The organism is Streptomyces sp. NPDC051907 (assembly GCF_040681075.1).
In the GTDB taxonomy this organism is placed as follows: Bacteria; Actinomycetota; Actinomycetes; order Streptomycetales; family Streptomycetaceae; genus Streptomyces.
In genome coordinates this window covers 39,813-50,970 of sequence record NZ_JBFAYB010000066.1, presented here as the reverse complement: position 1 = coordinate 50,970, position 11,158 = coordinate 39,813, and the positions used below count along the sequence as shown (strand labels likewise).

Here is an 11,158-nt window from a genome sequence, read left to right as displayed (position 1 = left end):
GAGCGCCGGCGGCGGAGCGATTTACCCGGGACGCGGGGAGCGCCGGCGGCGGAGCGATTTACCCGGGACGCGGGGAGCGCCGGCGGCGGAGCGATTTACCCGGGACGCGGGGAGCGCCGGCGGCGGAGCGATCCGCCCGGGGGCCGCGCTCCCCCTCATCGTCCTCGCGCCGCTCCCGGCCATGCGGACGACGCGTGGTCGAAGACCCGGGCGCGCGGCGCCACACCGGTGGCGAGGCTGACCGTCTGGAGGCGGGAGGTGCGCACGGCCGGGTGGCCGGCCTCGCCCAGGATCCCGCCGGCGCCGCCGAGTCCGCCGCCGACCGGCAGCACGGGCAGCGGGCCGAGGTGCGAGTCGTTGACCCTGAGCGCGGCGCAGCCGCCGACCTCGTCGCAGAACCGGTCGATCACCTGATCGTCCCGCGCCCACAGGGAGTTGCGCACGCCGTGACCGGCGCGGTCGAGGAAGGCGAGCGTCTCGTCGAGCAGCGTCCGGTCGTCCGCGTCCGCCTCGGGGACGACGACGCACAGCAGCGGAGCGCAGGTCTCCTCGCGCACGGCTCGGAGCCGCTCGGCCGCTGCCAGCCCGTGTACGCGCACCACGGTCGGCTGCGCGAAGGGGCCCGCGGCGCAGCCCTCGCCGTGCAGGTCGACGAGCTCGCCGCCCACGACCAGCTCCGCGCCGCCGTCCACCGCTTCCCGCACCAGGGCCGTGAACTCGCCCCGCTCCGCCACCGGCGTCAGCACGGTCTCGGGGTCCTCGGGCGGCCCCGGCCGGATGGCCCGCGCCGACTCGGCCAGCTCCTTGAGCAGCCGGTCCGCGACCGCAGGATGGACCACGGCGTACGCGGGGGTCGAGGGCAGCTGCCCGGAGCCGTAGAAGCGCTCCGCCAGCGCTCGGGCCGCCAGGTCCGCCTCGGCGTCGCGCCAGACGAGGACCCCGTCGGCGCCGGACGTCTCCAGGACCGGTTTCTTCCCCGCGAGCACGCACTCGCGCTCCAGCCGCAGCCCCTGGTCCGAGGACCCGAAGAAGTAGACGTCGTCGCAGTCGGGGCTCTCCAGCCACTGGCGCAGCGCCGTGCGGACGGGAGCGCAGACCACGCTCAGGACGCCCGGCGGCGCCCCGTGCCGTGCCAGCAGCGGGCCGACGATCTCCGCGTAGACGTAGGCGACGCCCAGCGGCGCGGTGGGCGGGGCGTTGACCACGAGGGCGTTTCCCGCGGCCAGGACCAGCGCCCCGGCGAAGGAGCGGGAGGTCGGCGCGCGGCCGGGCGGGCTGAGGCAGACGACGCCGTCGGGCCTGCGCACCAGACGGGTGCGGCGGCCGCCCAGCGTCCGCTCCTCGTGCAGCTGAGCCGCGAGGGCCGCCACCGACTCGGGATGGAACGCGCACGCGACGCTCGCCAGCTCCCAGCGCGCCAGCCGCACCGGATGCCCCTCGGCCACCAGCACGTCCAGGATCTCGTCATGGCGGTCCGTCACCTCTTCGTAGACCGAGCGCATGAACTCGAGCCGGTCGGCGAGCGGCGTGCGCGCCCACGCGGGCTGGGCCGCCCGAGCCGCGGCCAGCGCCCGCACTCCCTGCTCGGAAGTCGACAAGGCGACCCGGCCGGCCATGACCCGCTCGGCGTCCGGCGGCGACTCGCCGCGCTCCAGCCGGGCTTCGAGCTCCCGGGTCGCACGCGGCGCCGGGAGCGACTCGCCGCCGCGCGGCCAGTGCGCCCAGCGCGCTCCGGGCTCCTCGACGCCGCCGATCCGTACTCCGTAAGACCGCATCCTCGTGTCCTCGTCCCTCGATCGGCGACGTCTGCGAACGCGAGGAAGATTACTGTACGCAGTCACTCGCTACGGTACGTAGCCAGGGAGGGTCGGGCGCCGACCGCCTAGACGGGCGGCACGAGGGTGAAGTAGCGGTCCAGCACCGCCCGGTCCCCCGTCACCTGGAGCCTGTCCGCCGGGATCCGCCGCCAGAGGAACAGCATCAGATCCGATGCCGTGCCCGCGAGTTCGACGTCGTACGCCCCCGCGTCGGCGTCTCGCCGGCCGTCGGCGTCTCTAGCGCCGTCTGATGCGCCGTCTGCCCGACCGTCTCCGAGGAGCCGGACCTCGTCGCCGTCGAAGTGCGCCGTCCAGTCGCCGGGGCCGTCCGTCTGCCGGAAGCGGTACCGCTCCCCCGATCCCGCCGGGGCCTTGGTCCACGCCCGTCGCGCCGGCGCCATGACCTCGATGGTCTGCGGCACGGCGTCCGCCGCCAGCGCGGCGTCCATGGGCTGGGGAACCCCGATCGCGGACTCGGCGTCCCAGCGGTGCACGGCCGCCTCGATGGCCTGGATCCGCAGCCAGAACGCGCCGCTCTGCTCACGCGACCAGGTCCACACCCGCAGAGCGGGATCGCTGACGCGGAACAGCGCCTCCAACTGGGCGGCCCCCTGCGAGAACCAGTCGGTCAGCCCCTCGGCCACCGGGCCCTCGTACGGCGTCCGCTCGGGCGAGGGCCAGCCGTCGAGGTCGTCTGGCAGACCGAGGTAGGCGCGGTCCGTGACGTCCGGCGGCGCCGTCAGCTCCTCCCTGATCAGCCGCGCCACATAGCGGTGCACGATGCCCAGGTGCAGCACCAGGTCGGGGACCGACCAGCCGGGGCAGGACAGCACGAGGGGCGCCGCGTCGGCGCCGCCCGCCGCTCGCGCTGCGGCCTCGAACGCCAGGATCTCGCGGTGGAAATGGGCGACATGGTCCATGGGGCCACTGTTCCATCCGCCCGTCGCGGGCAAACCGCCCTCACCGTTCGGCGGGCTGCGGGCTCTTCGCTCGCGACGTCTCCCTCTCCCCGAGCGGGCTCTCGACGTCTTGTGGACTCTCGACCGCCTGCGGGCTCTTGACCGCCTGTGAGCTCTTCTCCTCCGCCGGCACCAGCAGCCGTGGGAAGCGGGGCTCGATGAGCGGACGCGCCAGGGTCCGCACCAGCGGCAGGGACAGCAGGACGACGGCGGTCACCGCGCCCACGCTGAGCAGCAGCTCGCCGGGCAGGCCCCAGCTCTTCGCGGCGGCGAAACCGCCGAAGTACTCGACCGTGCGGATCGCGATCCCGTGCAGCAGATACGGGTAGAGGGTGACCGCGCCCAGCGCGGTGAACCAGGTGCGGCGGCCGGGGACCAGTGCGAGGAACGCGGCCACGAGCGCCGCGCTCGCCAGGAAGACCAGCAGACGCAGCACCAGATAGCGGCTGGGCGAGACCTGGAGCAGGCCGTAGCCCGCGTCCATGGAGAGCCAGTGGTCGTCCGGCTCGGGAGCGATCCGGTAGGCGACGACCCCGGCGACCACGAACACGGGCGCCGCGAGGCGGCGGGCGAGGCGCGTGCGCACCAGCGCGAAGTGCTCGGGGCGGAGCTTGAGGCCGAGGACGAACCACGGCAGGAACATCAGGACGCGCGGCAGCGCCAGGTCCCCGCCCATCACCGTCATCCCGGCGGCGAGCGAGACGAGGACGGCGATGGGCACAGCGAAGCGGACGGCCCGCCAGATCGGGGCGCTCAGCCGCCACACGAACAGCGCGATCATGAACCAGCAGATGTACGACGGCGCGGTGGGCGTGATCGAGAAGGGCTCGTCCCGGGTCCAGTGGTAGACCGCCGTGTAGAGGACCTCGAAGATCAGATACGGCAGGAGCACCCCGCTGACCAGCCGTCGCATCTGGTCGGGGCGGCCGGTGAAGCTCCGGGAGAAGTAGCCGGAGAGCAGGATGAACGCCGGCATATGGAAGGCGTAGACGACGGTGTGCACGGCTCTGAGCGTGTGCGTTCCCCCGATGACCTGCTCCCAGCTATGGCCTAGGGCGACAAGGGCGATCAGCAGGAATTTCGCGTTGTCGAAGAACGGATCACGATCAAAGGCAGTACGGCTCACCAATCCGAGACTAGGCAAACGAGCACGCCGGAGCAGCTCTCGACAGCGGTGACAAAGCCAACTCTATTCGCTGACGCTATGAGTGAACCGAAAATCCGCTTCAGGCATCGCACACCGCCTTAACGCGCCGCGAGTACCGCCTCGTACGCCCGTCGCAACCCTGCGCGCCCCCCGATCGAGTGAACGCGGCCTGCGAGACGACGGCCGGAAGTGCCGAAGGAACCCTTGCAGAGATCCATTCCCGAAGGATCGCCCGCCCCCTTCCGCTGGAGGCTCGCCGTGCCCGTCGCCCCGCTCGACCACCGCACGACCGGATACCGGCTCGAGACCGCGTACTGGCTCGCCAAGGCCGCGCAGGCGGCGTACCTCGAAGAGGACACCGCCCGGGCGGCGCTGGCGGACTGGGGGTTCGAGGAGTTCCGGCACGTCAAGACCGCGCACACCGCCCCGTTCCCGCTCTCGGACACCCAGGCGTACGTCGCGGCCAGCGACAAGATGATCATCGCCGCCTTCCGCGGCACGGAGCCGGCCCAGATCCGCGACTGGCTGACCGACGTCACCACTCCCCCGGCCCCGGCCCCCGGCGGCAAGGGCTACGTCCACTTCGGCTTCCACCAGGCTCTCGCCGACGTGTTCCCCGAAGTCCGCGACGCCGCACAGAAGTTCCGCACGGACGGCCAGAGCGTCTGGATCACCGGCCACAGCCTCGGCGGCGCGCTGGCGATGCTCGCCGGATCGCGGCTGTACTTCGAGGAGCCCCGCATCCTCGCCGACGGCGTCTACACCTTCGGCCAGCCCCGTACCTGCGACCGCACGCTCGCCATGGCGTACAACTCCGCGCTCAAGAACCGCACCTATCGGTTCGTCAACAACAACGACATCGTCGCGCAGGTACCGAGCGAGCCCGTCTTCACCCATGTGGACACCGTCAAGTACTTCGACGCCGCCGGGAGGCTCCAGGACCGGCCGCCTCTGCTGGACGGCCTGCGGGACAAGGCGAAGGGCTACACCGCCGACATGTTCGCCCCCGCGTCCGACGGCCTGCGCGACCACTCGATGACGGCGTATCTGGCGAACCTCGAGAAGAACCTGGGCTGAGCGGCGACCCCTGCCGCGATCATGGCCAGCGGCCTGGGCGTATGCCCTCACACGGACGCAGCAGATCCGCCACTCGAAGAGAAGTGGCTGGTCAGACGGGGTTGATCCACTCTCTATAGCATCTAGGAGGCGTATCGTGCGGTTGCGCTGCGTAAAGGCGTTTCACACCGTGGGTGACAGCTGCTCCACCCACGGAAGGAATCCGCATGCGCCTCACATCGGTGACCCGCGTCCTCGTCCCGTCCGCGGCGTGCGCCGCCGTCCTGTTCGGGACGATCGGCTCCGCCACCGCGGCGACCTCCGCCCAGGACCCCCCGGCCCCCGTCACCCAGTCCCGCGACACGCCCGCAGCGGCCGACCTCAGGGACGACCTGCAGACCTACGTCGACGAGCTGCTCGCCTCGATCCTCGGCGGGATCGAACTGCCCGTCCTGCCTCCTGTCGAACTGCCTGTGCTGCCGCCCATCGAGATCCCCCCCATCGAGATCCCTCCGATCGACGTCCCCCTCGACACGCCCGCCCTCGACACCCCTGCCCTGGACACACCCGCTCTCGACACGCCGGCGCTCGACGTCCCCGCCCTCGACATGCCCGCCCTGGACATGGGGGCCTTCGACACGGCGACCCTCGACACGGGCGCCCTCGGCATGGGGGCCGCCCTCGGCATGGGGGCCCTCGACATGCCGGCCCTCGACATGGCCGCGTTCGGCGTGCCCGCGTCGACGACCGGCTGAATCCAGGCGATGGCGGGTCCGCGCGCGGGCCCGCCACTGCCGGGCGTCCCACTGGACCAATAGTTAGAATTCGGACATGGGAGAGCGGCCTGTCGCACCGACTGCGCCCGAACTCGTCCTCGAAACCGACTCGGGCTCCACGGTGATGAGTCCGAGCCGGGACTACCGCGTCGGGCGCGACCCCTTGAGCGACATCGTCCTCGACGACATCCGGGTGTCGTGGCACCACGCGGTGCTCCGTCCCCGGGCGGGCCAGTGGCTCCTGGAGGACGAGCACAGCACCAACGGCACCTTCGCCGACGGCGCCCGCGTCCAGGAGTGGGGCGTCGGCCCGGGCAGCGTCATCCGTTTCGGCAACCCCTCCGACGGCCCGCGCGCCGTGCTGAGGCCGATGAGCCGTGACCGTCCGCCCCCCGCGCCGGGTCGCCCGTCCCTGGTCTCCGTGCCCTCGGCCACCGGAACCTTCCGGCGGCCGAGCGCCGTGCGCCCGCGGCCCACCCGCACCGTGCGCATCGGCCGCGCCCTCGACAACGACCTCGTCGTCGACGACCTGGTCGTCTCGCGCCGGCACGCCGAGCTGCGGGCCCACCCCGCCGGGACGTACGAGATCGTCGACCTCTCCAGCCACAACGGCACCTACCTCAACGGCCAGCCCGTCGACCGTGCTCCCGTGCTCGCCGGCGACATCGTCGGCGTCGGCCACTCGTCGTTCTGCCTGGTCGGCGACGAGCTCCAGGAGTACGTCGACTCCGGGGAGGTCTCGCTCGACGTCCAGGGGCTCGCGGTCACGGTGGACAAGGGCCGCAAGACGCTGCTGGACGGCGTCTCCTTCCCCGTCGGCCAGAAGTGCCTGCTCGCCGTGGTGGGTCCGAGCGGCGCCGGCAAGTCCACGCTCCTCAACGCGCTGACCGGGCTCCGCCCCGCCGACCGGGGCACGGTCCTGTACGACGGCCGCGACCTGTACCGGGACTACGCCGAGCTGCGCCAGCGCATCGGCCTCGTCCCGCAGGACGACATCCTGCACTCCCAGCTGACCGTCCGCCGGGCCCTGTCGTACGCCGCCGAGCTCCGCTTCCCGCAGGACACCGTCCGGTCCGAACGCCGGGACCGGGTCGCCGAGGTGGTGGGCGAGCTGGGCCTGGAGCAGCGGGCCCAGCAGCCGATCCACAGCCTGTCGGGCGGCCAGCGCAAACGGGTGAGCGTCGCCCTGGAGCTGCTGACCAAGCCGTCGCTCCTCTTCCTCGACGAGCCGACGTCCGGGCTGGACCCCGGCATGGACCGCTCGGTCATGCATATGCTGCGCGGTCTCGCCGACGACGGCCGCACGGTCGTGGTGGTCACCCACAGCGTGCTCAGCCTCGACGTGTGCGACCGGCTGCTGGTGCTCGCGCCCGGCGGCAGGATCGCCTACTACGGCCCGCCCGGGGACACGCTCCCCTTCTTCGGCTTCGCGCAGTGGCCGGAGGCGTTCGAGGCGTTCGAGACCGAGGGCGGCCGCGACTGGGCGGGCGCCTACCGCGACTCCCCCTTCCACCGGCGCTACATCGTCGACGCCACGGCCCAGCCGCGCCGTCCCCACGCCGCCGGGGCCCCTGTCGCCGCGCCGCCGAAGGGGCAGAGCTGGGGGGCGCAACTGCGCACCCTGGTGCGGCGGTACGCGGCGGCGCTGAGCGCCGACCGGACCTTCCTGGTGATCATGATCGCGCTGCCGTTCGTGATGGGCGCCATGGCGCGCGCGATGGCCGGCAGCCGCCTGGACCGGGAGTCGGCGCTGAACGTGCTGCTCGTCCTGTGCGTGGGCGGCGTGCTGACGGGCGCGGCCAACGCCGTGCGCGAGCTGGTCAAGGAGCGGGCCATCTACCGGCGGGAGCGGGCCGTGGGCCTGTCCCGCTCGGCCTATCTCGCGTCCAAGGCGGTGGTGCTGGGCACGGTGACGGCGGTGCAGGCGGTGGTGCTGACCCTGGTCGCCCTCCTCGGCGTCGATCTCGGCGCGCCGGGCGGCGAGGGCGTGCTGCTGCCGCCGCTCGTCGAGATCACGCTGGCGGTGGTGCTGCTGTCGTGCACGGCGATGACCCTGGGCCTGCTGGTGTCGGCGGTGGTGACCAAGGAGGAGGTCACCATGCCGCTGCTGGTCCTCCTGACCATCGTCCAGGTCGTGTTCTGCGGCGCGCTGCTGAAGCTCAGCGGGGTTCCGGGGATCGAGCAGCTGGCGTGGCTCGTGCCCGCGCGGTGGGCGCTGGCGGCGATGGCCGCGACCATCGATCTCGGCCGGATCGTGCCGGGAGAGCTGACCGGGGACCCGCTGTTCGCCCACGAGAGGGGAGTGTGGCTGCTCGACCTGGGGATGCTGGCGGTGCTCTCGGCCGTCTTCGGCTACGCGGTCGCACGGATGCTGCGCCGCCATGAACCCGCCATCATGCGGAAGTAGAGGACTCATGGTCACTCCCACACCCGGCTTCCTGCCGACCCATGTGGTGCCCCGGGACGGGCTGCCCGCCTGGGAGGCTCCGGACGGCCTGCGGCGGACCGCGCCGCTGGACCCGCTGCTGCCCGTGCAGCTGCTCGAACGGCGGGGCGACTGGGGACACATCCTGTGCGCCAACGGCTGGGCGGCGTGGGTGGACGGCCGGCTGCTGGTCTCCGTGCCGCAGGGCCCGCCCGAGTCCGGAGCGCAGCTGGCCAACACGACGGACCCCTGGCCGCTGATGGCCCAGACCGCCGAGGCGCTGGACCAGTACCGGCGCGCGGCCGAGGAGCTGGCGGCCGGACGGATCGACGGGGAGACCTTCCACCGGGACACCCAGGGGCTGCGGGCGGGGCTGGTCGTCGACGGCGAGGCGGTCTGGCTGTACGACGTCGAGCAGGAGCGCTGGGCGTACTGCGACGGCACGCGGGTGACGACGTACGCCACGGTGTCGGGCCCGGCCCTCAGCACGGCGACGCCGTCGGGGAGCGGGCAGTCGGCCGCGCCGGCGCAGGCGCCGTCCGGAGGCGGGGCGGCCCCGCCGGCGGGCCCCGCCGGCCCCCCGGGCGCCGCCGGGGTCGCCCCCTCGCAGGCGCCGCCGGGTGATGTGTGATGGCCGGCTCGGCGCACGACGCGGGGTGGCCCGCCGAGCGGCTGACCGACCTGCGCGGCACGGAGATCGCGGGCTACCGGATCGAGCGCGAGATCGGCCGGGGCGGCCAGGCGGTCGTCTACCGCGCCAAGGACCTGCGGCTGGAGCGCACGGTGGCGCTCAAGCTCCTGCCGCCGGAGCTCGCCCGCAACGACACCTTCCGGCGGCGCTTCACCCATGAGTCGCGGGTGGCCGCCGCGATCGACCACCCGCACATCGTGCCGATCTTCGAGGCAGGCGAGGCCGACGGCGTCCTGTACATCGCCATGACGTACGTCTCCGGGCAGGATCTGCGCGCCCTGCTGGACCGTCAGGGGCCGCTGTCGGTCGAGGCCGTGGTCCGTATCACGGCGCAGGTGGCGTCCGCGCTCGACGCCGCCCACGACCACGGTCTGGTGCACCGCGACGTCAAGCCCGCCAACATCCTGGTGGCGCAGGGAACGGACAGCGACCACCCCGAGCACGTCTATCTCACGGACTTCGGCCTGACGAAGAAGTCGCTGTCGCTGACCGGGATCACCCAGGCGAACCAGTTCGTCGGGACGGTGGGCTATGTGTCGCCGGAGCAGATCGCGGGCCGCCCGGTGGACGGCAGATGCGATGTCTACAGCCTGGCCTGCGTCGCGTACGAGTCCCTCACCGGGACCACGCCCTTCGAGCGGGACGACGACATGGCGGTGCTGTGGGCCCACCAGTTCGACGCGCCGCCGCCGGTGAGCGAGCTCCGCCCCGATCTGCCGGACGCCGTCGACGCCGTGCTGGCCAAGGCGCTCGCCAAGTCGCCCGACGAGCGCTACGACGGCTGTCTGCAGTTCGTGGCGGCGCTGCGGGGCGCGGGGAGCGAGCAGGGGACGATGCCGCCGCCTCCGCCGCCGCCGCGGTGGGCGCGGCCGGTCTTCAAGGGCTCGGACGCGCGGCGCTGAGGGCTCCCGCGAGACGGAGAGGCTCGGCGGCGACGGCCGGGAGCCGGCTCAGACCTCGCCGCGGCGGCGCACCCGCGCGGCGAGCAGCGCCCCGAGGAACCCGGCGATCAGCCCCCACAGCAGCGCCAGCCCGAGCGCGGGCCACACCTGCGGGCGCAGGTAGACCTCGCCGCCGAGGCCGCCCCCGAGGTCTCCGATGCCCAGCAGCGACAGCCCGTAGTGCGCGAAGACGCTTGCGGTCAGACAGATCGTCAGCACGGTGAGGGCGAGCGCGACGGCCAGGTGCACGGCGTGCTGCCAAGGCCGCGTCCGGGCCGGCGAGCGGACGGCCATGACGAAGGCCGCGGCCAGCAGCAGCACGGCGGACACGACCGCCAGCCACCAGGCCCGCGCGTCGTGCTCGGCCAGTGAGCCGAGGTTCAGGGTGGATACGTCGGGAGTGCGCAGCACCTGGTCCAGCAGTCGGGGCATGGGCAGCCCGAACGGGCCTTCCACTCTGCCCTCCCAGGAGGCGCCGAGGCCGAGCGTGAAGGCCGGCCAGCAGACGTTGGGCAGCCCGAGGAGGATCACGGCGAAGGTCTCGGCGGGATGGCCGCGGGTGGCGGCGACGACGAGGCCGACGACCAGGCCCACCGCCACGCAGGCGAGCAGCAGGGCCGCCATGGCGAAGGCGGCCGGGCGCACCGACTCCTGGAAGCGCAGCAGTCGGCCGGGCAGCGGAGCGCCGCGGGAGACGAGGAGGGCCAGCGCCATCAGGCCGGCCAGCCAGAGCAGGCCGAGGACGACGCTCCACAGGACGTCGGCGCGGAATCCGACCTGGGGCGACGCGTCGAAGACGTCCTCGATGAGGCCGCCCGTCGGGTCCTCGACGGGGATGTCGAAGGTGTGGCGGGCCAGCGCCGCCAGGGCGATGAGCCCCAGCGCCCACAGCAGGGCCACCCTGGCCGCCCAGCCCGCGAGTTCGGCAGTGTCGGCGACGGCCCGGCGACGCAGGGGCCGCAGGAATCCGGCGGCGACGGCCAGCGCTCCGGCGAGGGTGACCGACAGCGGCATCGCCGTCAGGCCCGCGCGGGTCTCGGCGATGGCGCCGGCTCCTCCGGAGAGGTCCACGACGCCGCCGACGGCCATGACGACGACGGCCGCGACGATGCTCGGGAAGGCATTGCCGGGCAGGTCGGGCGCGCCCGCCGCCCAGAGTCCGAGGGCGGCGGTGACGAGCATGGCGAGCAGTCCGGCGAGGACGGCGACCAGGGCCTGCGGCCAGCCGTGGGCGGCGCGCGCCCTGCCGCCCGGGTCGCTCTTCGGCCGCTGGCTCACGCTGCCACGCTAAGCAGGGCTGATGCGTTCCGCTTGCCGGGTGGGCCGACCGCGTTCTGGGGGGCGGC

Annotated in this window: 9 protein-coding genes; 5 read left to right on the top strand and 4 right to left on the bottom strand. The window is 73.3% G+C overall.

Annotated elements, in window-relative coordinates:
- Positions 1-155: 155 nt before the first annotated feature.
- The 3 genes from AB0M39_RS28500 to AB0M39_RS28490 all read right to left on the bottom strand — a co-directional run bounded on the left by AB0M39_RS28500 (position 156) and on the right by AB0M39_RS28490 (position 3,902).
- Entirely contained in the window at positions 156-1,775 is a 1,620-nt protein-coding gene (locus AB0M39_RS28500) for an aldehyde dehydrogenase (protein WP_365368798.1), read from the bottom strand.
- A 107-nt stretch (positions 1,776-1,882) separates the two neighbouring features.
- On the bottom strand, positions 1,883-2,737 hold the full coding sequence (locus tag AB0M39_RS28495) for a maleylpyruvate isomerase N-terminal domain-containing protein (protein ID WP_365368797.1): 855 nt from the start codon (positions 2,735-2,737) through the stop codon (positions 1,883-1,885).
- Between the two features lie 40 nt (positions 2,738-2,777).
- A complete protein-coding gene (locus AB0M39_RS28490; RefSeq protein WP_365368796.1) occupies positions 2,778-3,902 on the bottom strand; it encodes an acyltransferase family protein in 1,125 nt (374 codons plus the stop codon).
- A gap of 279 nt (positions 3,903-4,181) precedes the next feature.
- Between AB0M39_RS28490 and AB0M39_RS28485 the strand changes: the two genes are divergently transcribed.
- The 5 genes from AB0M39_RS28485 (at position 4,182) to AB0M39_RS28465 (ending at position 9,773) form a co-directional block, all read left to right on the top strand.
- Positions 4,182-5,000: a lipase family protein gene (locus AB0M39_RS28485; RefSeq protein WP_365368802.1), complete on the top strand. Its 819-nt coding sequence runs from the start codon at positions 4,182-4,184 to the stop codon at positions 4,998-5,000.
- 206 nt (positions 5,001-5,206) lie between these two features.
- The gene (locus tag AB0M39_RS28480) at positions 5,207-5,734 is read left to right on the top strand and encodes a hypothetical protein (protein ID WP_365368795.1); all 528 of its coding nucleotides are present in this window, start codon (positions 5,207-5,209) and stop codon (positions 5,732-5,734) included.
- Positions 5,735-5,810: 76 nt separating this feature from the next.
- On the top strand, positions 5,811-8,162 hold the full coding sequence (locus AB0M39_RS28475; protein ID WP_365368794.1) for an FHA domain-containing protein: 2,352 nt from the start codon (positions 5,811-5,813) through the stop codon (positions 8,160-8,162).
- Positions 8,163-8,169: 7 nt separating this feature from the next.
- The gene (locus AB0M39_RS28470) at positions 8,170-8,811 is read left to right on the top strand and encodes a hypothetical protein (protein WP_365368793.1); all 642 of its coding nucleotides are present in this window, start codon (positions 8,170-8,172) and stop codon (positions 8,809-8,811) included.
- Positions 8,811-9,773, top strand: a complete 963-nt coding sequence (locus AB0M39_RS28465; protein WP_365368792.1) for a serine/threonine-protein kinase — start codon at positions 8,811-8,813, stop codon at positions 9,771-9,773. Before AB0M39_RS28470 ends, AB0M39_RS28465 begins: the two co-directional genes overlap by 1 nt.
- A 48-nt stretch (positions 9,774-9,821) precedes the next feature.
- On the opposite strand, the gene AB0M39_RS28460 is transcribed toward AB0M39_RS28465, so the two are convergent.
- Entirely contained in the window at positions 9,822-11,090 is a 1,269-nt protein-coding gene (locus AB0M39_RS28460; RefSeq protein ID WP_365368791.1) for a streptophobe family protein, read from the bottom strand.
- Positions 11,091-11,158: the final 68 nt, after the last annotated feature.